Origin of the sequence: Eubacterium sp. OM08-24 (assembly GCF_003438075.1) — a bacterium.
Lineage (GTDB): Bacteria > Bacillota > Clostridia > Oscillospirales > Acutalibacteraceae > Ruminococcoides.
Window position 1 is genome coordinate 40,372 of record NZ_QSTA01000009.1, and the last position, 24,326, is coordinate 64,697.

The window sequence follows — 24,326 nt, forward strand, 5'->3', positions numbered from 1 at the left end:
ACACTATTTTGAATTATGTCTATTGACAATTTATGTAATTTGCGGTAGTATTTAATTAATAGTGCAAAACTGCAATTATGAACAAATGTTGTTCTGCGTTATGCCGAAAAACACAAAGCATACGCAGAAATACAAAGAAGGAGAATGTACATATGATTTCTACCGTTATTGATAAATCACTCGGCCTTGAATTTCCTATTTTTCAGGGCGGTATGGCTTGGGTAGCAGACGCATCCCTTGCAGCAGGTGTTTCCAACGCAGGCGGACTCGGTCTTATTGCCGCTATGAACTCAAACGGAGAGCAGCTTCGTGCCGAAATCAGAAAGTGCAAGGAGCTTACAGATAAGCCTTTTGGCGTAAACATTATGCTTATGAGCCCATTTGCAGAAGAGGTTTCCGATGTTGTTGTTGAAGAGGGCATTAAGGTAGTTACAACAGGCGCAGGCAACCCCGGCAAATATATGAAAAAATGGCTTGAGGCAGGCATTAAGGTTATTCCTGTTGTTCCAAGTGTGGCACTTGCAAGAAAAATGGAAAAAGACGGTGCGTTTGCCGTAATTGCCGAGGGCGGAGAATCAGGCGGTCATGTAGGTGACCTCACAACTATGGCACTCGTTCCTCAGGTTGTTGACGCAGTAAAAATTCCTGTTATTGCGGCAGGCGGTATTGCAGACGGCAGACAGATTGCGGCAGCATTTATGCTCGGCGCAGTGGGTGTGCAGGTAGGCACAAGATTTTTGGTTGCAACAGAGTGCACAATCGCTCAGGAATATAAGGACAAAATCATTAAGGCAAAGGATATTGATACAGTAGTAACAGGCAAAAGACTCGGTCACCCTGTTCGTGCTATCCGCAATTCCTTTACTCGTGAATATACAAAGGCAGAGTACAACTCATCTGAGGTAAGCGATGAAGAGCTTGAAAAGATGGGTATCGGCAGATTAAGACTTGCTGCAAGAGAGGGCGATGTATCGCACGGTACAGTTCTTGCAGGTCAGGTTGCCGCAATGGTAAAGAAAGAACAGCCTGCAAGAGAAATCATTACAGAAATGTTTGCTCAGGCTGAAGAAGTATTGAATGGAGCTACAAAATGGGTAAAATAGCATTTGTTTTTTCAGGTCAGGGCGCACAGTACAGCGGAATGGGCAAGGAGCTTTACAATAATTCTCCTGCCGCAAAGAGCGTTTATGATATGGCAGACAGTATCCGCAAGGGTACTTCGGCACAGTGCTTTGAGGGCACAACAGAGGAGCTTTGCAAAACTGTAAACACACAGCCTTGCGTATTTACAGCTGACCTTGCAGCGGCAAGATTCCTTGAAGAAAAGGGTATCAAGGCTGACTGCGTTGCAGGCTTTTCACTCGGCGAAATTGCGGCTCTTGCTTTTTCGGGTATTCTTTCAGATGAAGAGGCTTTCAAACTTGTTTGCAAGAGAGGCGAGCTTATGGATAAGGCAGCAACCGAAAATCCGGGTGCAATGGCTGCCGTAATGAAGATTACTCCCGAAAAGGTAGAAGAAGTTTGCAAAGGTTTTGACAAGACATATCCTGTAAACTACAACTCACCTGCTCAAACGGTAGTTGCTACCACAAGCGAAAACGCAGAGCCTTTCTGCGAGGCTGTAAAGGCTGCCGGCGGCAGAGCAAAGTTGCTTGCGGTAAGCGGCGCTTTTCACTCACCGTTTATGGCAGACGCAGCAAAGGGACTTGCAGAGTATATGCAGGATGTTGAGTTTGCACAGCCGAATGTAACAATTTATTCAGACTATACAGCAAAGCCATACGAGGGCGACTACAAGGAGCTTGTAAGAGCGCAGGTAGAGAATCCCGTAAGATGGCAGACAATTGTTGAAAATATGATTAAAGACGGTGTTGACACATTTATCGAAATCGGTGTCGGCAAGACTTTAACAGGACTTATTAAGAGAATTGACGACAGCGTTAAGGCTTTCAAGGTGGAAACACCCGCTGATTTTGAAGCACTTGACCTTTGATTTGGAGGATATTATGAATTTTGAAAACAAAACAGCCGTAATCACAGGCGGTTCAAGAGGTATCGGTCTTGCTATTGCTAAAAAGCTCGCAAGTCAGGGCGCAAACATTGCTATTCTTTATGTTGGCAGCGAGAGCGAGGGCATTGCCGCAAAAGAGGCTCTTGCAGAGTACAACACAAAGGTTGAGCAGTATTTTTGCGATGTTTCCGATTTCAACGCATCTAAAGAGGTTGTTGACAAGGTAATCGAGGACTTTGGCGGAATCGACATTCTTGTAAACAACGCAGGCATTACTCGTGACAAGCTCGTTCTTAATATGGACGAAAAGGATTTTGACGCAGTAATCGGCGTAAACCTCAAGGGTACATTCAATATGATTAAGCATACCTACAAGCATTTTATGAAAAAGCGTTACGGCAGAATTGTAAGCACATCTTCTGTTGTAGGTATTATGGGTAATGCGGGTCAGGCTAACTATTCGGCATCTAAGGCAGGCATTATCGGTATGACAAAGTCAGTTGCCAAGGAACTTGCCGGCAGAGGTGTTACAGTTAATGCCGTTGCTCCGGGTTACATTGGTACAGATATGACAAACGCACTTTCAGACAAGGTTAAGGACGCTATGAAGGCCCAGATTCCTGCTAAGCGTATCGGTACTCCTGAAGATGTAGCAAATGTAGTTGCTTTCCTCTGCTCAGATGACGCAGCCTATGTAACAGGCGAGGTTATCAAGGTTGACGGCGGACTTGCAATGTAATCGGAGGTGCTTTATGAGAAGAGTAGTAGTAACAGGTATGGGTGCAATCACCCCGGTAGGCAACGATGTTGAAACTATGTGGGCAAATATGCTTGCAGGTGTAAACGGTGTTGAAAAAATCACAGCATTTGACACTTCCGACCTCAAGGTTCATCTTGCAGGTACTGTAAAGAAATTTGAGCCGGAAAAATATATTGAAAAAAGAGAATTGAGAAAGCTCGATATTTACTGTCAGTACGCTATTGCAGCCGCTCAGCAGGCTGTTGATGACAGCGGTATCCTCGGCAACATTGACGAGGAGCGCTTTGGCGTATACATCGGCACAGGTATCGGCGGACTTCACTCATTTGTAAACAATGTAACTGCACTCAACGAGGGCGGCCCGAGAAAGGTATCTCCTTTCTTTATTCCAATGATGATCGGCAACATTGCCACAGGTAATGTAGCTATCCGCTTTAATGCAAAGGGTGTTTCACTTTCGGTTATGAGCGCTTGTGCAACAGGTACACACTCAATCGGCGAGGCTTTCCACGCAATTAAGGACGGTTATGCAGACGCAATCATTGCAGGCGGTACAGAGTCGGTTATCGCTCCTCTTACAATCGCAGGCTTCCAGAATATGAAGGCTCTTTCCACAAACGAAGATCCCGAAACAGCATCACGCCCGTTTGATAAAAACCGTGACGGTTTTGTTATGGGCGAGGGCGCAGGTATGCTCGTCCTTGAAGAATATGAGCACGCAAAGGCAAGAGGCGCTAAGATTTATGCTGAATTTGCAGGTTACGGCAATACTTGTGACGCTCACCATGTTACAGCTCCCGACCCTGAGGGTGCAGGACTTGCAAGAGCAATCAAAATTGCTATGGCAGAGGCTGACACAACCGATGGCGATCAGCTTTATATCAATGCTCACGGTACTTCAACCCACTTAAACGACCTTACCGAAACAATGGCGTTCAAGTCGGCTCTCGGCGAAAAGGCTTACGATGCAAATATCAGCTCAACAAAGTCAATGACAGGTCATATGCTCGGCGCAACAGGCGCAATCGAAGCTATTGTTTCTGTTCTTACTCTCCGTGACGGTATGATTCCGCCAACAATTCACTTAAATGAGCAGGACGAAGAGCTTGACCTTAACTACACACCAAACAAGGCTGTAAAGCGTGATGTAACAGTTGCGGCATCTACAAACCTTGGCTTTGGCGGTCATGACGCTTGCGTAGTATTTAAGAAAATCTAATTCGGAAGGGCTGTACTTATGTATTCTAAAAACGATGTTAAAGAATTTATTGAAATGCTTGAAAGCTCATCACTTTCTGTGCTTGAAATAAAAAACGGCGACGGCTCTGCTATCCGTCTTGAAAAGGCTGCTTGCGCTGCTCCTGCTGTTGTAATGCAGGCAAATGCTCCTGCTGCCGCACCTGTTCAGGAAACTGTTCAGGCTGCACCTGCCGCTCAGCCTGCTCCTGCTGCTGAGGGCAAAACAATTAATTCACCTATCGTAGGTGTATTTTACGCTGCTCCGTCACCTGACAGCAATCCTTATGTTTCTGTCGGTCAGAAAATTGCAAAGGGCGACACAATCTGCATAGTTGAGGCTATGAAGTGTATGAACGAAATCCAGTCAGAGCTTGACGGTGAGGTTACTGAGGTTCTTGTAAAGGACGGCGACCTTGTTGAGTACGGTCAGCCTCTGTTCAAAGTTAAATAAGGAGTTACAATGAATCAGGAAGAAATCAAAAAGATATTACCGCATCGTGACAATATGCTGCTTGTAGAAGAGGCAGAGAAGATTGACGATGTAACCTCAAAGGGTAAATATACAATTAAGGGTGACGAGTTCTTTTTACAGGGACATTTTCCGGGCAATCCTGTTGTTCCGGGTGTTATCCTCTGCGAAATGATGGGACAGTCTGCCTGCTGTCTGCTCGCAGATAAGGTTAAGGACTGCACACCGTTCTTTACAAAGATGAACAATGTAAAGTTTAAAAATCAGGTTAAGCCCGGCGACACTCTTGAGAGCGTATGTACTCTTACAAAGAGCAGAGGTGCGTTCTACTTTATAGATGCAAAAGGCTATGTTGACGGCAAACTTTGCGTAAGTGCCGAGCTTTCTTTTGCACTTGTTCCGAACAATAAGTAATTTACTGCAAATTTTCTTTTGGAAGTGATAAAATGTTTTCAAAAATACTTATAGCCAACCGAGGAGAAATTGCAGTAAGAATTATTCGTGCTTGTCGAGAAATGGGTATCAGTACGGTTGCAATCTATTCTGAGGCTGATAAAAACGCAATGCATGTTCAGCTTGCAGACGAAAGCTATTGCGTTGGCGGCAGCAGAGTTGCCGACAGCTATCTTAATATGCCGGCTATACTTACCGTTGCCATAGAAAGCGGCGCACAAGCCATTCACCCCGGCTATGGCTTGCTCTCGGAGAATGCAAAGTTTGTATCTCTTTGTGAGCAGTGCAACATAAACTTCATTGGCCCTACATCGGATATGATTAAATTACTCGGTGATAAGGACAACGCAAGAAAAACTATGCGTGCCGCAGGTGTTCCCGTAACACCCGGCTGCGATATTATAGAAGACCCCGTAAAAGCCAGAGAAGAGGCAGAAAAAATCGGATTTCCTCTGCTTATTAAGGCTCGTTCGGGCGGCGGCGGAAAAGGTATCCGCAGAGTTGACTGCATAGAGCAGTTTGACGAGGCTTTTGCGGCTGCGTCTTCAGAGGCCCAGTCTGCCTTTGGTGACGGCGCTTGCTATATGGAAAAATTTATTCACCCGGTAAAGCACATTGAAATGCAGCTTTTAAGCGACAAATACGGCAATGTTATTTGCCTTGGTGAAAGAGAATGTTCTGTTCAGCGTAAAAATCAGAAGATGATTGAGGAAAGTCCAAGTCCTGCACTTGATGACAGAACCCGTAAGGAAATGATGAAAGCGGCCGTAAAGGCGGCAAAGGCTGTAAATTATGTCAATGCAGGTACGGTGGAATTTTTGCTCGATATGGACAATAACTTCTACTTTATGGAGATGAATACTCGTCTTCAGGTTGAGCATGGCGTTACAGAAATGGTAACGGGTCTTGACATTGTTCAGTGGCAGATAAGAATTGCGGCAGGCGGAAAGCTGACAAGAACACAGGACAGCATTTTTACACATGGAAATGTTATTGAGTGCCGTATAAATGCCGAAGATCCTGAGCATGGTTTCAGACCGAGCTGTGGCAGAATAAAGCGACTTCATATTCCGGGCGGTTCGTTTGTGCGCTTTGATACAGCTATATTTCAGGATTATTTTATTCCGCCTTACTATGATTCGATGATCGGCAAGCTGATTGTTCAGGCACGAAGCCGAGAGCTTGCTATAAGAAAGATGAAAATGGCTCTTTCTGAGCTTACCATTGACGGAATTGACATCAACCGTGACTTGCTTGCCGAGATTTTATCGGATGAGCAGTTTGTCAGCGGAGAATATACTACTGACTTTATGCTTGACTTTGAAAAAAAGCATAAGGACGGAAAGAAGTAATAGGCTATGGATTTATTTGCTTTTGTAAAACCGAAAAATGAGCTTGAAAATCAGCCTGAGGAGCAGACCAATGTGCCGTTTGTTCCTGAGGAGATGTGGACAAAATGCCCTAAGTGCGGCACTATGCTGCTCACAACAGATATGGAAGAGAATTTCCGTGTCTGCACAAAGTGCGGTCATCACTTTAGAATGAACGCTAAGCAGAGAATTGCACTCCTTGCGGATGACGGCAGCTTTTGCGAGCATGACGCTGATATGGAAAGCAAAAATATTCTCGATTTTCCCGGCTATGACCAAAAGCTTGAGAAAGCAAGAGCCACAGGCTCAAAGGAATCCGTAATGTGTGGCGAATGTAAGATCGGCGGAATTGAAGCAGTGCTTTGTGCAATGGACTCTGATTTTATGATGGGCAGTATGGGTACAGTAACAGGTGAAAAAGTTACTCGTGCTTTTGAATATGCTACCGAACACGCACTTCCGGTTATAGTTTGCACTGTGTCGGGCGGCGCTCGTATGCAGGAGGGTATCCTATCGCTTATGCAAATGGCTAAAACTTCGGGTGCGGTTAAGCGCCACAGTGATAACGGTCTTTTATACATAACTGTTCTTACAGACCCTACCACCGGCGGCGTAACTGCGTCTTTTGCAATGGAGGGCGACATTATCCTTGCCGAGCCGGACACACTTGTAGCTTTTGCAGGTCCGAGAGTAATTGAGCAGACGCTCCGCCAAAAATTGCCTAAGGATTTCCAGACCTCTGAATTTGTAATGCAGAAAGGCTTTGTTGATGCTGTTGTAAGCAGAAATAAGCTGAAGTCTACACTTGTAAAATTGCTTAAAATGCACGGATACGGGGAGGTGTCGGAATAATGACAGCATATGAAAAGGTTATGGCGGCACGAGATGCCAACAAGCTCACAACTGTTGATTACATAAATCATATGTTTGGCGACAGCTTTTTTGAACTGCATGGCGACAGAAGATATTCCGACGACAAGGCTGTTGTGACAGGACTTGCTATGCTCCATGATATGCCTGTAACTGTAATCGGAATTGAAAAGGGAAGAAACACAAAGGAGCGTATGGAGCGCAACTTTGGTCAGGCTCACCCTGAGGGTTACAGAAAGGCTCTCAGACTTATGAAACAGGCTGAAAAATTCCACCGTCCTGTTTTGTGCTTTGTAGATACCAGCGGTGCATATCCGGGAATCGGCGCAGAGGAAAGAGGACAAGGACAGGCTATTGCCGAGAACCTTATGGAAATGATGACTCTAAAAACACCTGTACTTACAATTGTTGTAGGTGAGGGCGGCAGCGGCGGTGCGCTTGCACTTGCGGTTGCCGATGAAGTGTGGATGATGGAAAATTCCGTTTATTCCGCAATTTCACCCGAGGGCTGTGCGTCTATTCTTTGGAAAGACAGTACAAAAGCTCCGCAGGCTGCCGAGGCACTCAGACTTACAGCTCAGGACCTTTTTGATTTGCATGTAATTGAGCGTATCATCAGAGAGCCGAGAGCCGAGGACGCAGCTATGTTTGAGAGTTTAAAGCTGTTGATTGAGAGAACTTTTGAGAAAAATCTTGCACTTACCGATGAAGAGCTTACAAATGCTCGCTATGAAAGATTCAGAAGAATCGGTACTAATCTGTAATTGCGTTTAACCGTCTGCTTTGCAGGCGGTTTTTTTTGTGGAAATTTTGAGAAGTTGTTTGAATGCAGGGGGTGTGGATTAACTTATTTTCGGTCGGGTAACAGAGGCAGAAAAGAGCAAAGTTTCTGTCACAAATATAAAAGTTTGGTCAACCTTTTCAAAGGTTGTGGGTGTGGGCAACGCCCATAAAACTTTAATCTATTGCAAATTTTAATAGCCAAACGGCAAGCCTTTTGGCGGCTTGAACATAATGGAGAAAGCCTTTTAATTGCGTAAGCAAAAATATGGCAGAAAGATTATTTTATAAGTTTGTTGCCTATAAACTACTTATGCACTATAATAAAATGCCTACCATTCCGCTTTTCTTTTGCGTGAAAAGAAAAGCTCCAAAAGAAAGCACGCTTAAGGGGAAAGGGATTTCGAGTCCCTATCCCTTTTCCTTAGACGACCAAGGTCAGTGACCTTGGAACCTCTGACTTTTATTTTCCTGATAAAATTTGTACTTGGCAAAATAAGTCTTTTAATTATTTCTCTTTCAAATTCCCTTTCAAAAATTATCACTTTTTTTAAACTAAACTTTATAACCTACGATGCACATTAATGGATTATATACCGACAATTTTTTGCTTATACTAATTTTATGCGATTTTATTTTGCAATTATTTTTATAATTACTTTATCGAAAAAAGAAAATTTGCTTTTGTGGTATTATTAAAATAATATGATTTTTACGGGAGGACGAGCTACTATGTCAGGCGTAATCAGAATTTTTGTAGAAAAAAGAGATGGCTTTAATGTTCTTGCAAAGCAGACTTTGTGGGACATTCGCCACAACCTTGGTATGAAAAATGTTACCGACCTTCGATACATTATGAGATATGATATTGAGGGACTTTCACTCGACGAGTACAATGCGGCAAAGGGCACTATTCTTTCAGAGCCTAATGCAGATGTTATTTACGAGGAAACACTTCCTGTTGAGGACGGTTGGAAGGTATTTGCTATGGAATATCTCCCCGGTCAGTATGACCAGCGTGGCGACTCTGCCGAGCAGTGCGTTCAGCTCCTTACTCAGGGCGAGCGCTGTAAGGTGCTTACAGCAAGAGTTGTTGCCGTAACAGGCGATATTTCAGATGATGACCTCAAGAAGATTGAGGATTACCTCATTAACCCTGTTGAGAGCCGTCTTGCATCTCTTGAAAAGCCACAGACACTCGACATTGCAACTCCTGTTCCTGCCGATGTTAAGCGTGTAGAAGGCTTTATAAAGTTTAACGACGAGGAAATGGAAAAGTATTACGGCTCAATGGGCTTTGCTATGACATTGTCAGACCTTAAGTTCTGCCGTGACTATTTCAGAGATACAGAAAAGCGTGACCCAAGTGTAACCGAGCTTAGAGTTATTGATACATATTGGTCGGACCACTGCCGTCACACAACATTCCTTACAAAACTCGAGAAAATCGAAGTTGAAAAGGCAGCGCTCGGTTCGGTAATTGAAGATGCGCTCAACGAGTATTATGCTACTCGTGATGAGGTTTACGGTAAAGATACAAAGAGAATTGTATCCCTTATGGATATGGCTCTTATCGGTATGAAGTCACTCAAGAAAAAAGGTCTTATTCCCGACCTTGACGAGAGTGAAGAGATTAACGCCTGCTCAATCGAAGTTCCTGTAACTATTGACGGCAAAACAGAGCAGTGGCTCGTTCAGTTTAAGAACGAAACCCATAACCACCCAACAGAAATCGAGCCGTTCGGTGGCGCTGCTACTTGTCTTGGCGGTGCTATCAGAGATCCGCTTTCAGGCCGTTCTTATGTATATCAGGCAATGCGTGTTACTGGTTCGGGAGATCCGACTATTCCTGTAAAGGACACAATGCCCGGTAAGCTCCCATCAAGAAAAATTACAACAGGTGCGGCTAACGGTTACAGCTCATACGGCAACCAGATCGGTCTTGCAACAGGTCAGGTTACAGAGCTTTATGACAGCGGCTATGTAGCAAAAAGACTTGAAATCGGTGCAGTTATCGGCGCGTCACCAAAGGAAAATGTAATTCGTGAAGTTCCGCTCCCTGACGATATTATCGTACTTTTGGGCGGCAGAACAGGTCGTGACGGATGCGGCGGTGCAACAGGTTCGTCAAAGGCCCACACAGAAAGCTCTATTGAAACCTGCGGTGCAGAGGTTCAAAAGGGTAACCCACCAACAGAGCGTAAGATTCAGCGTTTGTTCCGTAACCCTAGGGTTGCTAAACTCATTAAGAGATGTAATGACTTTGGTGCAGGCGGTGTGTGCGTTGCTATCGGCGAGCTTGCAGACGGTCTTGCAGTTGACCTTGACAAGGTAACTAAGAAGTATGACGGTCTTGATGGTACAGAGCTTGCTATTTCAGAGAGCCAGGAGAGAATGGCTGTTGTTCTTGACAAAAAGGATGTTGAAACCTTTATTGCCGAGGCAGAGAAAGAAAACCTTGAGGCAACAGCGGTTGCTGTCGTTACAGAAAGCCCAAGACTTACAATGACATGGAGAGGCGACAAGATTGTTGACCTCAGCAGAGAATTTTTGAATACAAACGGTGTAACTCAGCTTTCATCAGCTTATATTACAGCACCAAAGGCAGAGGATTGCTACCGCAACGCATGTCCGGCTGTATTAAAAGATATGCCTGCCGACAAGGCACTTGAAGAAAATATGGCTCGTCTTGAGGTTTGCTCACAGATCGGTCTTTCAGAGCGTTTTGACGCATCTATCGGTGCCGCAACAGTAATTATGCCGTTCGGCGGTAAGAACCAGCTTACTCCGCAGGAGGCTATGGCCGCTAAGATTCCGCTTGAAAAAGGCGAAACAGATGACGCTACAGCAATGAGCTACGGCTTTATTCCGGGTGTTTCACGCTGGAGTCCGTTCCACGGTTCGGCATATGCAGTAGTTGAGTCACTTTCAAAGCTCCTTGCTATCGGTGCAAACCCACTTACAGCCCGCCTTACATTCCAGGAATACTTTGAGAGATTAAAAGATGTACCGGAGCGTTGGGGCAAGCCGGCCGCCGCACTTCTCGGTGCTATGGAGGCTCAGCTCAGACTCGGTATTCCGTCAATCGGCGGTAAGGACAGTATGTCGGGTACATTTGAAACTATTGATGTTCCGCCAACACTCGTTAGCTTTGCCGTTGCTATGACAAAGGCAAGCAAGACAGTATCTGCCGAGTTTAAAAATGTAGGTTCAAAGGTAATTTATGTGCCTGTTCCTGAAAATAAAGAAACTCTTATGCCTGATTGGGACAAGCTTATCGCTATGTACAAGGCTGTTTATAAGCTCTTTGATGAGGGTAAGGTGCTTTCTGCATCTGTTGTTAAAGAGGGCGGTGCTGCCGCAAGCGTATGTAAGGCTTGTTTCGGTAACGGCTATGGATTTAAATTTACAAATAAACTCACAAATGACGAGCTTTTTGCTCCGCTTTCAGGCTCACTTGTTCTTGAACTTGCGGACGGTGCGGAACTTGACAACAGTGTAGTAAGTTATGACCTCGGTACAGTTACAGACGACGGCAAGGTTACAGTAAACGGTGCTGATGTTGATGTAAATACACTTATCGAAAAGTGGACTGCTCCTCTTGAAAAGGTATTCCCGACAAAGGCAGAGTGCCCTGAAATTGCAGTTGATATTCCACTCTTTACAGAGAGAAACACAAGCTCACCTGCAATTAAGACAGCAAAGCCAACAGTATTTATCCCTGTATTCCCGGGTACAAACTGCGAGGTTGACTCTGCAAGAGCTTTTGAAAAAGCGGGCGCAAATGTTGAACTCCTTATCGTAAAGAACCTTACATCCGCTCATATCGAAGAAACAATCAAGGCTATGGAGAAAATCATTTCCAAGTCACAGATGATTATGTTCCCGGGCGGTTTCTCAGGCGGTGACGAGCCTGACGGTTCAGGTAAGTTCATTGCTACCACATTCCGTAATCCAAGAATTGCGAACGCTGTAAATGAGATGCTCAAGAACCGTGACGGTCTTATGCTCGGTATCTGTAACGGTTTCCAGGCGCTCATTAAGCTTGGTCTTGTACCTTACGGCGAAATCAGAGAGCTTAAGCCGACAGACCCGACACTTACATTCAACACAATCGGCAGACATATCTCTCATATGGCTTACACAAGAGTTACTTCTGTTAAGTCACCTTGGTTTGCAAGTGTAAATGCAGGCGATGTATTTGCAATTCCTGTTTCACATGGTGAGGGCAGATTTATGGCTGATGAGGCAACCGTTAAGGCACTTGCCGAAAACGGTCAGATTGCTACACAGTATGTTGACCTTAACGGCAACCCAAGCGCAGACATTACATACAATGTAAACGGTTCTGTATGTGCCATTGAGGGTATTACTTCACCTGACGGCAGAATTTTAGGCAAGATGGGACACAGCGAAAGAAAGGGCGACAGCCTCTACAAGAATGTTCCGTTTGCAAAGGATCAGCTTATCTTTGAGAGCGGCGTTAAGTATTTTAAATAATTTGATTTAAAAAGTAAAAATTCAGGTCAACTCTTTTTAAAGGGTTGACCTGAAATTTATATTTATAAAACTCAACTTTGTGTGACAACAGCAATTCAGCAAATCATTGACATTAAAACCGAGCGGTTAAATCAAATTTCAGATTTAACCGCATTTTTTGTTATTTGCTTGACATATGGTGCAATATAATATATTATAGATGTAATAATTTGGCAATATGGCATTTAATAAAGGAGTAAATAATTATGGCTTATTGTAAAAAATGCGGTAAAAACATACCTGACGGCGCAACCTTTTGCTCGTATTGCGGTACACCTGTTTATGACACCGAGTCGCAGGCTCACACTCAGCAACACCAATATGGCACACAATACAACGGCTTTATGAATCCCGATGATTTAACAGCAGAGTTTGACCCAATGGATATAAAGCAAAACAAGGTTATGGCAGTGCTTGCTTATTTGGGCTTGCTTGTACTTGTACCTATATTTGCGGCAAAAAACTCAAAATATGCAAGATTTCACGCATCTCAAGGCTTAAATATTACGATTATTTATTTTGCTCAGCTCATAATTTATTATGTATTGTCTATAATTATAAGAATGATATATTTTGGTACAGGCATTTTCGGAATAGGCGGAATTTTCATTGCATTTCTCAATATAATAAATACAATTATTTTACTTATACTATGTGCGTTTGCAATTTACGGCATTGTAAACGCAGTGCAGGGCAAATGCAAAAAGCTCCCGATTATCGGAAAGTTTGACATCCTCGGCAAATTTATGAAATAATATTTTAGATGAATAAAAGCACCGCACAATTTGTAGTAAGCTGTTGTGCGGTGCTTTGATTATGTGGGATTTTAATAATTGTAGTTTAACGCAGAAAGTTTAGTTTTATAAACAAAAAATTCAGGTCAACCCTTTTTAAAGGGTTGCGGGTTTGGGCAGAGCCCATAAAAGTTTTCTTTATAACAAATTTGCAGGCGCAAACAGCTTTGCTGTTTGCGTGCTAAGAAAAATGTTTGAAAAACGGGCGACAGCCATTAAGAAGTAATAATCAAAAAAGCTCCGTCAGCGCTATGCGTTGACGGAGCAAATTTTATAAGAATTTTTCTTGTTGCTGTCGCAAATTTAAAGGCGAGCGCCGTTATGTTCCAGCCGCCAAAAGGCAAGCCGTTTGGCTATTAAAATTTGCGATAGCATAAAGTTTTGTGGGCGTTGCCCACACCCACAACCTTTGAAAAGGTTGACCAAACTTTTTTGATTTTTTGTGGACAGTTTTTTATTTTTCGGATTTTGCAACAAAACCTAAAATAAGTAAACCCCTAATATTATTTAATAATCATTCTTACGCAACCGTAAATACCTGCGTCATTGCCGAGGTCTGCGAGTTTAAAGAATGTGTTTTTGCAAGCGTGGAATGCAAATTCCTGATAGTATTCCTGTACCTTTGTGATAAGGAAATCGCCTGCCTTCGACATTCCGCCTCCAATAACAAATACCTGCGGATTTACTACACAAGCAACAAGTGAAAGTCCCTTTGCAAGAATTTTTGCTGTTTCGTCTACCATCTTGTTTGCAACTTCATCACCGAGCTTTGCTGCGTCAAAAATTGCCTTTGCTGTAAGTTCTGGGGTGTTTCTGAGTACAGTTTCGTCATCGTGCTCTTCAAGGTATTTCTTTGTTACTCTTGCAATACCTGTTGCCGACGCATACTGCTCAAGACAGCCATGGTTACCGCAGCCGCAGGTTTCGGTTTCTCTTTCTTTAACACGAAGATGACCAATCTCACCTGCCGCACCGTCACTGCCCGAAATAATCTTTTCGTTAATGATTACACCGCCGCCAACGCCTGTGCCGAGAGTTACCATTACAAGGTTTTTGTAGCCCTTACCGCCGCCTTGCCACATTTCGCCAAGTGCCGCAACATTTGCATCGTTGCCGACTTTAACTTTAAAGCCTGTTTTTCTTTCAAGCTCGATTGCTACATTAAATACGCTCCAACCGAGGTTTACGCACTTGTAAACTGTACCGTCATCACCGACAGGGCCGGGCACGCCAACACCGATACCCTCAACCTCTTTTTCGCTAATGCCCTCTTCGGCAAGCTTTGCGGCAACTGCCTCTGCAATGTCGTTGAGAATGTAAGTTCCGTTTTCCTCTGTTCTGGTAGGAATTTCCCATTTTGCAAGCAGCTTGCCTGTTGTTTCAAACAAACCGATTTTTATTGTTGTGCCGCCTATATCAACACCAAATGCATATTTTTTCATTTTTTGCTCCTTTCAAGTAGGTAAAATATTTAATTAGGTAGATATACTATAATTTTAGTATTTTAAGGGCTTTTTGTCAATATAAATTAACAGTTTTGATGAAATTCTTGCGAAATTAGGCATATACATTTGTGTAAATTTTGTTGTAATTTAAGGCTGAGGTGTGATATAATAACATTAATATATTTTTTAACAGGTGAGGTATAATATGGATAAAAAGCTTACCGTAATTAAGGTGGGTACTTCAACCCTTACATATGAAAACGGAAAAATCAATTACCGCCGCATTGAATCGCTCTGCAAGGTTATTGCAGATTTGCAGAACAGCGGCGAGCAGATAATACTTGTATCCTCGGGCGCTATCGGCGTAGGAATGGGCAAGGCGGGACTTTCAGTTCGTCCCACAGAAACCAAGAAAAAACAGGCTCTTGCGGCTATCGGTCAGTGCGAGCTTATGTTTATGTATGACAAACTTTTCGGCGAATACAACCACTCGGTTGCACAGATACTTTTAACACGCTATGCCGTAGAAACCGAGCAGAAAAGGCAGAATGTAATCAATACTCTTGATGAACTGCTTGATATGAATATTATCCCTGTAATCAACGAAAACGATACGGTTGCCATTGATGAGCTTGAGGGCAACAACTTCGGCGATAACGATATGCTTTCCGCCATTGTTGCGGGTCTTGTCGGTGCGGATAAACTTGTTATTCTTACAGACATAGACGGTCTGTACGACGATAATCCACGCACCAATCCAAGCGCTAACAAACTTGATGTTGTGGGCAGAATTTCTCCCGAAATTTTTGAAATGGCGGCAGGCACAGGCTCAAACAGAGGTACGGGCGGAATGATTACAAAACTGCACGCAGCGGATTATGCAACTAAGCGTGGGGTAGAGTGCCACATTGTAAACGGTGCAAATCCGAATGTACTTTACTATGTATTTGACGGAATGAATGTGGGAACAAAGTTCCTTGCAAGAAAGGAAAACTGATATGACACAGCTTGAAATTATGGGTGCAAATGCAAAAGCCGCATCAACATTTTTGCGTACGGCAGGCAGTAAAAAGGACAATGCGCTTTTAGCCATTGCAAAGGCACTGAGAGATAACGCAGATGAAATTATAAAGGCAAATCAAATTGACCTTGAAAACGGCAAAAACGCAGGTCTTACCGATTCGCTCCTTGACAGATTAAGGCTTACTTCTGAGCGTATTAACGGTATGGCAGAGGGAGTGGAGCAGGTAGCCGCACTTGCCGACCCTATCGGAAATGTGCTTGAGGGCAGAACCTTAAAGAACGGACTTGCTATTGAAAAGGTAAGAGTACCGATGGGCGTTATCGGCATTATATTTGAGGCTCGTCCTAATGTTACCTCAGACGCTGCGGCGCTTTGCCTAAAGGCTGGCAGTGCGGTAATTCTGCGTGGCGGTAAAGAGGCTATAAATTCAAACCTTGCAATTTCAGAGATTATGAGAAATGCCATTGAAAGCGTTGGCTTTCCAAAGGATTGCATCGCACTTGTTAAGGACACTTCAAGACAGAGCGCAACCGAGCTTATGCAGCTTTCGGATTACCTCGATGTGCTTATTCCTCGTGGCGGCGCAGGTCTTATTCGCTCCGTTGTTGAAAATGCGAAAGTGCCTGTAATCGAAACAGGTGTGGGCAACTGCCACATTTTTGTTGACGAAAGTGCAGATGTTGATATGGCGGCAAGCATTATTTTTAATGCCAAAACCTCTCGTCCGTCTGTATGCAATGCGATAGAAACTATACTTGTTCACAAGAACATTGCCGAAAAGGCTTTGCCTGAAATTAAAAAATTACTCGACACAAAGAATGTAGAGCTTAGAGGCTGTGAAACCACAAGAAAAATCCTCGGCAACAGCGTTATACCTGCCACCGAGGAGGACTATGCAAAGGAATTTTTAGACTATATTCTTGCGGTTAAGGTTGTAGACAGCATTGATGATGCTATAAATCACATTGCAAAATACAGCACAGGTCACAGCGAAAGCATAATTACAAATGACTACAACAATGCAAATAAATTTACCGCCTGCGTTGACTCGGCAGCAGTGTATGTAAATGCGTCAACCCGTTTTACAGACGGCGGAGAGTTCGGCTTGGGTGCGGAAATCGGAATTTCCACACAGAAACTCCACGCAAGAGGTCCTATGGGCCTTAATGAGCTGACAAGCTGTAAATTTATTATAAGAGGCAACGGTCAGATCAGATAATTACATAAGCAAATACATCAATGCAAGCAAAAGCGACGGGTCGGCTTTTTCGCCTGAAAGCAGCAGCAACAACAGGAGTATTAAACTTTGCTCCTTGTCGGCGAGCAGAAAATCTACAAGGCTTTTTTGCGTACCCTGCGGTTTAATTTCTCCTTTTGGCTCGGTCTTTGGAGGAATGTTATCGGATTTTTGCTCAGGCGGTTTAGGCTTTTTTTCTCGCTCATATGGCTCGGAGCGTGTGCGCATTTGCTTTGCTCGGCGCAAAGCCTCTTCTTCAAAAGACGCCATATAATCATCACCTCCATGGGTGGCAGTTTGCAAATAAAGCCTTTTCGTTCAAGCTGTTGTTTGTTTTGCAAAAGCTATAATTTTAGCATTTGCGATTAGCTGTATTAAAGAAAGTTTACATCTTTTAGCAGTGGTAATATTTTAAATAATTTCAGCATTTTTTCGGCTTTGTCGAGCTTTTCCTGCCGTTCACAAGACAAAAACGGTCGCAGAGCGTTTAAAAGCCTTGTGGTGTTATCTTCTGATCCGATTGATTTAATGGTCGGAAGAATTTTAAAAAGACTTTTGGTTATGTCATCATTTAAAAGCTCGTTAGGCAATGAAAGCTCTTTTTTATTTTCAGTCGGCTTTGGCTTTTCGGGAGTGTTTCCTGCAAGACCAAGCTGCTCGCCAAGGCTTTGCACCTGTCGCAAAGCCTCGGGATTGCTGAGTATTTCATTTATTTTATCCTGAATATCTGCCATGGTGGGTTTTATTTCCCCTTTCTCAGCATTTCTATGATTGCTTTTGCCTGCGGACTTTCCAAAAACTCCTTTGTCTTTTGTGGGTCGCTCAAAATTTCATTAGCCATTTTTTGGGTTTTGCTGTCGGCATTTTTAAGAATTCTGTTTGCATTGCCCTTTTGTGCGGCGGATTTCAGCTCGTTTTCAGACAGGTTGAGCTGCTGCGACATCTGTTTAAGTATATTCTGCATATTTTTATTATCATCCATATAAACACCTCAGATAATAGTATGCGTAATCACATTTTTTTATAACACTTAGCTTTAATTTACGGAGGTAAGTATGAGAATATTGGTTTTATCAGACACTCATGGCGATTTTAACAGAATGATGAAAGCTGTTACAGAGCAGCCGACTGCCGAGGTGATTATTCACTGCGGTGACGGCGAGGAACAGGTAAACTATTTAAAGCAGACTATAAAGGATAAAATGATTGTAGGAGTTCGTGGCAACTGCGATTGGGGCAGTATGCTGCCTGCAACCGAAACCTTGAGAATAAACGGAAAAACAATTTTTATCACCCATGGACATTTGTATAATGCAAAGACGGGACTTTACACTATTATGTGCGCCGCAAGAGAGGCAAAGGCAGATATTCTTTGCTTTGGTCACACACATTCTGCACTTTCTATGTATGAGGACGGACTTTATGTACTCAACCCCGGCAGCTGCGGCGGATATATGGCAAGCTATGGTATAATTGATATTACCGACAACGGTGAAATTGTTACCAATACGGTAGCTGTAAAATGATTTTTGTAGCATTATAAGATATTTTGTGTTATACTATAAAAGGTTGGGAGGCGATAGGTTGAATTTTGAAGGATTTGATTTTTTTGAAAATGATGAAAATCTAAAGCAAAGGATAGAAAGCCTTTATTCGCAAAACAGACAACCTCACGCCATAGTGATTGAGGGCGCAGTTGAGCAAAGGTGCGAGAAACTTGCCACTTTCCTCACGATGAGGGCAGTGTGTCGTGCCGAAAACAAGCCATGCGGAAAGTGCGAGCAGTGCATTAAGGCGAGGGAGCAGGCGCACCCTGATATTTACTATGCTCAGCCTGAGAAAAAATCGCAGATTTATTCTATTGAGCAAATGCGAAGTATTATTGAAAATGCAAGTATCCGTCCCAATGAGGCCGATATTAAGATATTTGTGTTTCGCAGTGCAGAAAAAAGATTGACACCTGTTGTGCAAAACTCATTTTTGAAATTGCTTGAAGAACCGCCGCAGAATTGCCTGTTCTTGTTGCTTTGTCAAAATTCAAGAGGATTGCTCAACACTGTTTTGTCACGATGCACCGTTATAAAGATAAAGGGTGAGCCGAATTTTTATGAGGACTCGCTTGACCTTGCGGTAGAGGTGGCAGAGGGAACAATAGCGCCGAGCGAATGGCAGCTGCTTGCAGCGCTGTCACAATTTTCCGACAGGAAAAAGGCGGACGAAACACTTGCGATTCTTACCGAGATTTTCAGAGATTGTATAGCGGTTGTAAATGGAATAGATACGATAATGAATAAGCAGCTTGCAGAAAAGCTTAGCAAAAGAATAACAACGGGTATGGCTTTGCAGCTTGTGGAAGTAACCGAGATTGCAAGGCGAAAAATACCGCAAAATGTAAATATGGAATTACTTTCCGCATTTTTGTGCGGAGAGTACAGGAGGATAATATGGCAGAGGTAATCGGAGTCAGATTTAAAGAAGTGGGGAAAGTGTATTACTTTGACCCGCTTGACAATAAGCTGAATGCCGGCGATATGGTAATTGTAGAAACCGCAAGAGGTCTTGAGTGCGGTAAGGTTGCCACACCAAACAAAACCGTATCTGATGAGGAGCTTGCGTATCCGCTCAAGCCGCTTATCAGAATAGCAACCGAAAACGACCTCCGTCACCTTGAGGAGAACAAGCTCAGGGAGAGGGAGGCTTACAAGATTTGCGAGCAGAAAATAGCAAATCATAAGCTTGAAATGAAACTTGTCAGCGTGGAATGTACTTTTGACAACAGCAAAATTTTGTTTTACTTTACCGCAGACGGCAGAGTGGATTTCAGAGCGCTTGTAAAAGACCTTGCGTCTGTATTCAGAACAAGAATTGAGTTACGACAGATTGGCGTGCGTGACGAGGCAAAAATGCTTGGCGGACTTGGCGTGTGCGGAAAGCCGTTTTGTTGCGCAAGTTTTATGGGCGAATTTCAGCCTGTATCAATTAAAATGGCAAAGGAACAGGGACTTTCGCTTTCGCCTGTTAAAATTTCAGGCACTTGCGGCAGACTTATGTGCTGTTTGAAATACGAGCAGGAGGCATACACTGACTTGCTCAAGAAAACCCCTAAGGTGGGTGCAATAGTAAATACACCTGACGGCAAGGGTCTTGTGGTTGAAAATAACCTCATTGCCCGTACGCTCAAGGTTAAGCTCAACAACACCCCACCCGAAGCTCCGGCAAAAACCTTTAATGTAAAGCAGTGCAAAATTGTTAAGGACGGCTACATTAAGGTAGATAAGGAAGAAATGGAAAAATTAAAAGGGTTAGAATAAACTAACCAAAAATTTCCTTTGGAAATAATTATTTTTGAAAAATCTTCTAAAAATATTGCAATTTTAAAAATTTATGTTACAATATAGGTGTAATATTTCACAGGAGGTGTTTTTGAATGGCATACCAGATTAGTGATGAGTGCATCAAGTGCGGAGCTTGTGCTGAGGAGTGTCCTGTTGGCGCAATTTCTGAGGGCGATGACAAGTATGTTATTGACGCTGATGTTTGTGTAGAGTGTGGTTCTTGTGAGGCAACTTGCCCGGTAGGAGCACCGGCTCAGGCATAAGTTAAATACTTAAACAAATGAAAACGGCGAGGATTTATCCTTGCCGTTTTTTTGTTGTCCAAATAAAAAAGGTTTTATGATAAATGTTGGTGTAATAATCCTATCTTAAAAATTTTATCAAGCTAAAAAGCCTTCCACTTTGTGATATGCACCCCAAAAGTTAGACACTTTTGGAGGTGCATATTTTTATGGGGAAAATGACGGATGAGGTGCCGCCGTTTACGGCGCTTTTCTTAATCTAAGCTTTTATATATGAGAACTCTTATTTTTTCTGCGAAAACGGCTAACCCTTTGTCGCTATGCGACATTTCCCTTTACAAGGGAATACCTCAAGAGGAAGCCTTGATAACTCCGTTCTTAACCCCAACTATTGACAAAGAACCGTTATTCTATAATATAATTACAACTATTTGTTTTTTTTTAAAATCAGTGCTATTTTATCATTTTATGGGCTCTGCCCAAACCCGCAACCCTTTAAAAAGGGTTGACCTAAATTTTGAATTTATTAAACTAAACTTTATGTGCTAAACCATAATTTACTCTGACTATTGGCAAAAGCAAAACAACGGCAGTCGGAAATTAATCCGACTGCCGTTATGCTTTAAAAATTATAAAGTTCCAAATTATTTAGCTGTATCATTTGTTGATGATGCAAGCTCGCCGCCCTCGATTACAAGCTGATCTTCGTAATCCTTACCATAGGTCTCGAGGAGTGTTGCCTCGTAGTCCTTGTGGAAGAAGTTCTCTTTGCCGAGTGCCTTGATTTCATCGTTGATCCAGTTAAGGAGTGTATCGTTGCCCTTTGTTACAGCAGGTGCGATTGTGTCTGCTGAACCGAGCTGTGGAATGCCTACAACGAAGTCGCTGTTCTGATTTGCATATGCGATAACCTCTGTGTTATCGTTTGCCCAAGCTACACCACTGCCGTTTTCAAGAGCAGTCTTTGCCTGTGCATATGCGTCATATTTCTGAAGTTTAATGTTAGGATAGTTCTTTGTGAGGTAGGTTTCAGCTGTTGTACCTGAAATAACAATCATATTGTCATTTTCGTTCCAATTATCAAGGCTTGTTACTGTCTTGCTCTTTGGTGATACAACACCGAGTGAAACGCTCATGTAAGGAAGTGCAAAGTCAACCTCTTCTTTTCTTTCGTCTGTAACTGTAAAGTTTGCAAGAATGAGGTCTACCTTACCTGTCTGGAGGTATTCGATTCTGTTTGCAGCCTCAGTTGAAACAAAGTTTACCTTTACTCCGAGGTCCTCGCCAAGTCGGTTTGCAAAATATACATCGTAACCCTGATATTCGCCGTTTTCGTCAACATAACCGAATGGGTTTTTGTCGGAAAATACGCCGATATTGATTGTACCCGATGATTTGATTTCATCAAGTGTTCTAAAGCCGTTAGCGGTTGAATTGTCGTTTGAACTTGAGCAGCCTGCAAACACAGCTGTAACAACTAACACTGCAAGGATTGCTGAAATGATTTTTGTAATTCTTTTCATAATTAATCTCTCCTCTTTCTTAATGAAAATTTATTTAATTGAGTCAAACTCAAAAATATCAAGGAATTTCTTAGCTCTCTCGGTTTTCGGGTTTGTAAAGAAATCTTCGGGTTTGCCCTCCTCTACAATGTGACCGCCGTCAAAAAATACTATTCTGTCGGCAACCGCACGAGCAAACTGCATTTCGTGGGTAACAATAAGCATTGTTCGTCCCTGCTTTGCAATACCGAGCATTACATCGAGCACTTCTCTTACCATTTCGGGGTCAAGTGCGGCTGTAACCTCGTCAAAAAGCAAAATGTCGGGGTGCATACACAGGGCTCTTACTATTGCAACACGCTGTTTTTGACCGCCCGAAAGCTGTCGGGGGTAGCTTTTGCTTTTTTCACTGAGTCCTACCTTTTCAAGCAGCTCCTCAGCCTCTTTTTTAACTTCTTCTTTACTTCTTTTCTGCACTTTTGTAGGTGCAAGCAAAATATTATCCATAACGGTAAGGTGGGGGAAAAGCTCGTAATTTTGGAACACCATACCGATTTTTTGACGAATTTCCGCTATATTTTTACTCTTGCGGTCGATTAACTCGCCCTCAAAAGAAATTGTACCCTCCTGTATAGGCTCAAGACCGTTTATACATCGCAAAAAGGTACTTTTGCCACAGCCACTCGGGCCGATAATTACAACAACCTCGCCTTGTTTGACTGTCAAATTAATGCCGTCGAGTACGGTGTTGTCATCGTAGCGCTTTGTAAGGTTTTCTATTTTTAACAGTTCCTGCGACATTTCCTCAGCTCCATTTCTTTTCAAGATGTTTTGCAACCATACTTATTGAGAAACATACTATAAAGTACATTATAAACACCACAAGGTACACGCCAAAAGCTGCGTTTGGACTTGTAGCTCGGTTTGCCTCAATAATCTGTTGTGCAACCTTTATAACCTCTACAACGCCAATCATAAGAATAAGGCTTGTAGTCTTTATCATTCTTGTAACAAGGTTGATTGAGAGTGGCAAAAGTCTGCGCACTGTCTGCGGAATAATTACATATAAATAGGTTTGCGATTTGCTCAGTCCGAGTGCAAGGCTGCTTTCAGACTGATGTTTTGGAATACTTATAATTGAGCCACGCACAAGGTCGCCCATTTCTGCAGTGCCCCAAAGTGTAAATACTATTACCGAGGCAACCTCGCCCGAAAGGTTAATTCCCATGGTTCTTGTTGCACCAAAGAACACAATGAAAAGCAACACAAGCTGCGGCATTATTCTTATAATTTCAAGATAAATTTTTGTTATAATTTTTATCGCCTTGTTTGGTATTGTCATTACAATGCCAAGCAAAATACCAAGCGGAATGCTAAGACCGACTGAAATAAGACTGATTTCAAGTGCAGTCCACAAGCCGCCCAAAAGGCGTATAAAGTTTGTTCCCTTAAACAGAACATCAATCCCCAAATCCGGCATATCTCAGTTTCCTTTCCAGCACACTTCCAAGTATAGAAACAGGCAATAATATAATAAGATAGAACACAACAAGCATAAACAGACATTCTGTTGTTTTGTAGTAAAGACCGATAAGGTCCTTTGCAACAAACATAAGGTCCATAAGGCTTACTGCGCTGAAAACACTTGTTTCTTTAAGCAAAAATATTACATTTGCCACAAATGGCGGCACGCTTGTAGAAAATGCCTGCGGCAGTATTATATATCTCATAATTTGCGGATGTTTCATACCAAGGCTGAGTGCGCTTTCTGTCTGAATTTTATCTACCGACTCAAGACCGCTCCTGAAAGCCTCTGCCATATAGCTGCCGCCCTGAAAAGCCAAACCGACATATCCTGCCATTTCCGAGCTTATCGGTACGCCTACCTTTGGCAGTGCATAGTAAATAAAAAACAGCTGAATAAGCAGCGGAGTGTTACGGGATATTTCAATATACACCGTTGCAATCTGCCTTAGTACAGGCACTTTGTAATACTGAACCAGCGAACAAAAAAGACCGATAACAATGGAAACGGCAATTCCTATAAGTCCGATTTTTAAAGTGAGCAAAGCTGCCTCTTGGTACAAAGGAAGATATTTAAAAATAAATTCCCAATTCATTTTTTCACCTTTTTCCTAATCTCTTAACATTTTATGCACAGAATAATAAAAAGCATTAAAAAAGACCGAAGAACATATGCACTCCGGTCAGCAATTCTTTATCTGGCTTAAAACTTTTTTTCGGAGAGCATGGGAA

At 42.9% G+C, this 24,326-nt stretch carries 25 protein-coding genes; 17 read left to right on the top strand and 8 right to left on the bottom strand.

Annotation, left to right across the window (positions count from 1 at the left end; translation table 11 throughout):
• The first annotated feature begins 152 nt into the window (after nt 1-152).
• The 11 genes from fabK (at nt 153) to DXC23_RS10500 (ending at nt 13,246) form a co-directional block, all read left to right on the top strand.
• Nucleotides 153-1,103: an enoyl-[acyl-carrier-protein] reductase FabK gene (gene fabK / locus DXC23_RS10450; protein ID WP_117706188.1), complete on the top strand. Its 951-nt coding sequence runs from the start codon at nt 153-155 to the stop codon at nt 1,101-1,103.
• Entirely contained in the window at nt 1,091-1,993 is a 903-nt protein-coding gene (fabD, locus tag DXC23_RS10455) for an ACP S-malonyltransferase (RefSeq protein ID WP_117706190.1), read from the top strand. Before fabK ends, fabD begins: the two co-directional genes overlap by 13 nt.
• Nucleotides 1,994-2,006: 13 nt before the next feature.
• Nucleotides 2,007-2,750: a 3-oxoacyl-[acyl-carrier-protein] reductase gene (gene fabG / locus DXC23_RS10460; protein ID WP_117706192.1), complete on the top strand. Its 744-nt coding sequence runs from the start codon at nt 2,007-2,009 to the stop codon at nt 2,748-2,750.
• Nucleotides 2,751-2,763: 13 nt separating this feature from the next.
• Complete coding sequence (gene fabF, locus DXC23_RS10465; protein ID WP_117706193.1) at nt 2,764-3,990, top strand: beta-ketoacyl-ACP synthase II; 1,227 nt, start codon at nt 2,764-2,766, stop codon at nt 3,988-3,990.
• A gap of 18 nt (nt 3,991-4,008) precedes the next feature.
• Complete coding sequence (gene accB, locus DXC23_RS10470; RefSeq protein ID WP_117706195.1) at nt 4,009-4,461, top strand: acetyl-CoA carboxylase biotin carboxyl carrier protein; 453 nt, start codon at nt 4,009-4,011, stop codon at nt 4,459-4,461.
• Nucleotides 4,462-4,470: 9 nt separating this feature from the next.
• The gene (locus DXC23_RS10475; protein WP_117706197.1) at nt 4,471-4,893 is read left to right on the top strand and encodes a 3-hydroxyacyl-ACP dehydratase FabZ family protein; all 423 of its coding nucleotides are present in this window, start codon (nt 4,471-4,473) and stop codon (nt 4,891-4,893) included.
• A gap of 32 nt (nt 4,894-4,925) precedes the next feature.
• The gene (accC, locus tag DXC23_RS10480; RefSeq protein ID WP_117706199.1) at nt 4,926-6,284 is read left to right on the top strand and encodes an acetyl-CoA carboxylase biotin carboxylase subunit; all 1,359 of its coding nucleotides are present in this window, start codon (nt 4,926-4,928) and stop codon (nt 6,282-6,284) included.
• 6 nt (nt 6,285-6,290) lie between these two features.
• Nucleotides 6,291-7,154, top strand: a complete 864-nt coding sequence (gene accD, locus DXC23_RS10485; protein WP_117706201.1) for an acetyl-CoA carboxylase, carboxyltransferase subunit beta — start codon at nt 6,291-6,293, stop codon at nt 7,152-7,154.
• Nucleotides 7,154-7,936, top strand: coding sequence for an acetyl-CoA carboxylase carboxyltransferase subunit alpha (locus tag DXC23_RS10490; protein WP_117706204.1), 783 nt, complete (start codon nt 7,154-7,156; stop codon nt 7,934-7,936). Before accD ends, DXC23_RS10490 begins: the two co-directional genes overlap by 1 nt.
• A 748-nt stretch (nt 7,937-8,684) precedes the next feature.
• Nucleotides 8,685-12,452 carry a phosphoribosylformylglycinamidine synthase gene (locus DXC23_RS10495; protein WP_117706206.1) on the top strand — a complete coding sequence of 1,256 codons (3,768 nt, stop codon included), beginning with the start codon at nt 8,685-8,687 and terminating at the stop codon, nt 12,450-12,452.
• A 245-nt stretch (nt 12,453-12,697) separates the two neighbouring features.
• Nucleotides 12,698-13,246: a zinc ribbon domain-containing protein gene (locus DXC23_RS10500; RefSeq protein WP_117706208.1), complete on the top strand. Its 549-nt coding sequence runs from the start codon at nt 12,698-12,700 to the stop codon at nt 13,244-13,246.
• A gap of 542 nt (nt 13,247-13,788) precedes the next feature.
• Here DXC23_RS10500 and DXC23_RS10505 read toward each other — a convergent pair.
• Complete coding sequence (locus DXC23_RS10505; protein ID WP_117706210.1) at nt 13,789-14,727, bottom strand: ROK family glucokinase; 939 nt, start codon at nt 14,725-14,727, stop codon at nt 13,789-13,791.
• Nucleotides 14,728-14,935: 208 nt separating this feature from the next.
• Between DXC23_RS10505 and proB the strand changes: the two genes are divergently transcribed.
• Nucleotides 14,936-15,727, top strand: a complete 792-nt coding sequence (gene proB, locus DXC23_RS10510) for a glutamate 5-kinase (protein ID WP_117706212.1) — start codon at nt 14,936-14,938, stop codon at nt 15,725-15,727.
• A 1-nt stretch (nt 15,728) separates the two neighbouring features.
• Nucleotides 15,729-16,973: a glutamate-5-semialdehyde dehydrogenase gene (locus DXC23_RS10515; RefSeq protein WP_117706215.1), complete on the top strand. Its 1,245-nt coding sequence runs from the start codon at nt 15,729-15,731 to the stop codon at nt 16,971-16,973.
• Here DXC23_RS10515 and DXC23_RS10520 read toward each other — a convergent pair whose 3' ends face one another.
• From DXC23_RS10520 to DXC23_RS10530, 3 genes are all read right to left on the bottom strand, one after another.
• Nucleotides 16,974-17,261: a hypothetical protein gene (locus DXC23_RS10520; RefSeq protein ID WP_117706217.1), complete on the bottom strand. Its 288-nt coding sequence runs from the start codon at nt 17,259-17,261 to the stop codon at nt 16,974-16,976.
• Nucleotides 17,262-17,365: 104 nt separating this feature from the next.
• Complete coding sequence (locus DXC23_RS10525; RefSeq protein WP_117706218.1) at nt 17,366-17,725, bottom strand: hypothetical protein; 360 nt, start codon at nt 17,723-17,725, stop codon at nt 17,366-17,368.
• 8 nt (nt 17,726-17,733) lie between these two features.
• Complete coding sequence (locus DXC23_RS10530; protein ID WP_117706220.1) at nt 17,734-17,973, bottom strand: hypothetical protein; 240 nt, start codon at nt 17,971-17,973, stop codon at nt 17,734-17,736.
• A gap of 73 nt (nt 17,974-18,046) precedes the next feature.
• On the opposite strand from DXC23_RS10530, the gene DXC23_RS10535 reads away from it, so the two are divergent.
• From DXC23_RS10535 to DXC23_RS10550, 4 genes are all read left to right on the top strand, one after another.
• Entirely contained in the window at nt 18,047-18,517 is a 471-nt protein-coding gene (locus tag DXC23_RS10535; RefSeq protein WP_117706222.1) for a metallophosphoesterase, read from the top strand.
• A 58-nt stretch (nt 18,518-18,575) separates the two neighbouring features.
• Nucleotides 18,576-19,448, top strand: coding sequence for a hypothetical protein (locus tag DXC23_RS10540; RefSeq protein ID WP_158552563.1), 873 nt, complete (start codon nt 18,576-18,578; stop codon nt 19,446-19,448).
• A complete protein-coding gene (locus tag DXC23_RS10545) occupies nt 19,436-20,302 on the top strand; it encodes a stage 0 sporulation family protein (RefSeq protein ID WP_117706226.1) in 867 nt (288 codons plus the stop codon). Before DXC23_RS10540 ends, DXC23_RS10545 begins: the two co-directional genes overlap by 13 nt.
• A gap of 116 nt (nt 20,303-20,418) precedes the next feature.
• Entirely contained in the window at nt 20,419-20,589 is a 171-nt protein-coding gene (locus tag DXC23_RS10550; protein WP_117706228.1) for a 4Fe-4S binding protein, read from the top strand.
• 623 nt (nt 20,590-21,212) lie between these two features.
• On the opposite strand, the gene DXC23_RS10555 is transcribed toward DXC23_RS10550, so the two are convergent.
• Genes DXC23_RS10555 through DXC23_RS10570 form a run of 4 tightly spaced genes read right to left on the bottom strand, consistent with a single transcriptional unit; the run spans nt 21,213 to nt 24,190 of the window.
• On the bottom strand, nt 21,213-22,091 hold the full coding sequence (locus tag DXC23_RS10555; protein WP_117706230.1) for a transporter substrate-binding domain-containing protein: 879 nt from the start codon (nt 22,089-22,091) through the stop codon (nt 21,213-21,215).
• Nucleotides 22,092-22,121: 30 nt separating this feature from the next.
• A complete protein-coding gene (locus DXC23_RS10560; protein WP_117706232.1) occupies nt 22,122-22,871 on the bottom strand; it encodes an amino acid ABC transporter ATP-binding protein in 750 nt (249 codons plus the stop codon).
• Nucleotides 22,872-22,875: 4 nt separating this feature from the next.
• Nucleotides 22,876-23,550, bottom strand: a complete 675-nt coding sequence (locus DXC23_RS10565; protein WP_117706234.1) for an amino acid ABC transporter permease — start codon at nt 23,548-23,550, stop codon at nt 22,876-22,878.
• Nucleotides 23,531-24,190: an amino acid ABC transporter permease gene (locus tag DXC23_RS10570; RefSeq protein WP_117706236.1), complete on the bottom strand. Its 660-nt coding sequence runs from the start codon at nt 24,188-24,190 to the stop codon at nt 23,531-23,533. Before DXC23_RS10570 ends, DXC23_RS10565 begins: the two co-directional genes overlap by 20 nt.
• Between the last annotated feature and the right edge of the window lie 136 nt (nt 24,191-24,326).

What these genes read in the sequence shown, in the direction of transcription:
- DXC23_RS10490 (WP_117706204.1), top strand. Translation starts at nt 7,154, where the DNA reads ATGACAGCATATGAAAAGGTTATGGCGGCACGAGATGCCAACAAGCTC.
- DXC23_RS10495 (WP_117706206.1), top strand. Translation starts at nt 8,685, where the DNA reads ATGTCAGGCGTAATCAGAATTTTTGTAGAAAAAAGAGATGGCTTTAAT.
- fabG (WP_117706192.1), top strand. Translation starts at nt 2,007, where the DNA reads ATGAATTTTGAAAACAAAACAGCCGTAATCACAGGCGGTTCAAGAGGT.
- DXC23_RS10525 (WP_117706218.1), bottom strand. Translation starts at nt 17,725, where the DNA reads ATGGCAGATATTCAGGATAAAATAAATGAAATACTCAGCAATCCCGAG.
- DXC23_RS10475 (WP_117706197.1), top strand. Translation starts at nt 4,471, where the DNA reads ATGAATCAGGAAGAAATCAAAAAGATATTACCGCATCGTGACAATATG.
- DXC23_RS10530 (WP_117706220.1), bottom strand. Translation starts at nt 17,973, where the DNA reads ATGGATGATAATAAAAATATGCAGAATATACTTAAACAGATGTCGCAG.
- accC (WP_117706199.1), top strand. Translation starts at nt 4,926, where the DNA reads ATGTTTTCAAAAATACTTATAGCCAACCGAGGAGAAATTGCAGTAAGA.
- DXC23_RS10535 (WP_117706222.1), top strand. Translation starts at nt 18,047, where the DNA reads ATGAGAATATTGGTTTTATCAGACACTCATGGCGATTTTAACAGAATG.
- accB (WP_117706195.1), top strand. Translation starts at nt 4,009, where the DNA reads ATGTATTCTAAAAACGATGTTAAAGAATTTATTGAAATGCTTGAAAGC.
- DXC23_RS10570 (WP_117706236.1), bottom strand. Translation starts at nt 24,190, where the DNA reads ATGAATTGGGAATTTATTTTTAAATATCTTCCTTTGTACCAAGAGGCA.
- DXC23_RS10545 (WP_117706226.1), top strand. Translation starts at nt 19,436, where the DNA reads ATGGCAGAGGTAATCGGAGTCAGATTTAAAGAAGTGGGGAAAGTGTAT.
- DXC23_RS10515 (WP_117706215.1), top strand. Translation starts at nt 15,729, where the DNA reads ATGACACAGCTTGAAATTATGGGTGCAAATGCAAAAGCCGCATCAACA.
- DXC23_RS10550 (WP_117706228.1), top strand. Translation starts at nt 20,419, where the DNA reads ATGGCATACCAGATTAGTGATGAGTGCATCAAGTGCGGAGCTTGTGCT.
- DXC23_RS10520 (WP_117706217.1), bottom strand. Translation starts at nt 17,261, where the DNA reads ATGGCGTCTTTTGAAGAAGAGGCTTTGCGCCGAGCAAAGCAAATGCGC.
- fabK (WP_117706188.1), top strand. Translation starts at nt 153, where the DNA reads ATGATTTCTACCGTTATTGATAAATCACTCGGCCTTGAATTTCCTATT.
- fabF (WP_117706193.1), top strand. Translation starts at nt 2,764, where the DNA reads ATGAGAAGAGTAGTAGTAACAGGTATGGGTGCAATCACCCCGGTAGGC.
- fabD (WP_117706190.1), top strand. Translation starts at nt 1,091, where the DNA reads ATGGGTAAAATAGCATTTGTTTTTTCAGGTCAGGGCGCACAGTACAGC.
- DXC23_RS10505 (WP_117706210.1), bottom strand. Translation starts at nt 14,727, where the DNA reads ATGAAAAAATATGCATTTGGTGTTGATATAGGCGGCACAACAATAAAA.
- DXC23_RS10560 (WP_117706232.1), bottom strand. Translation starts at nt 22,871, where the DNA reads ATGTCGCAGGAACTGTTAAAAATAGAAAACCTTACAAAGCGCTACGAT.
- DXC23_RS10555 (WP_117706230.1), bottom strand. Translation starts at nt 22,091, where the DNA reads ATGAAAAGAATTACAAAAATCATTTCAGCAATCCTTGCAGTGTTAGTT.
- proB (WP_117706212.1), top strand. Translation starts at nt 14,936, where the DNA reads ATGGATAAAAAGCTTACCGTAATTAAGGTGGGTACTTCAACCCTTACA.
- accD (WP_117706201.1), top strand. Translation starts at nt 6,291, where the DNA reads ATGGATTTATTTGCTTTTGTAAAACCGAAAAATGAGCTTGAAAATCAG.
- DXC23_RS10565 (WP_117706234.1), bottom strand. Translation starts at nt 23,550, where the DNA reads ATGCCGGATTTGGGGATTGATGTTCTGTTTAAGGGAACAAACTTTATA.
- DXC23_RS10500 (WP_117706208.1), top strand. Translation starts at nt 12,698, where the DNA reads ATGGCTTATTGTAAAAAATGCGGTAAAAACATACCTGACGGCGCAACC.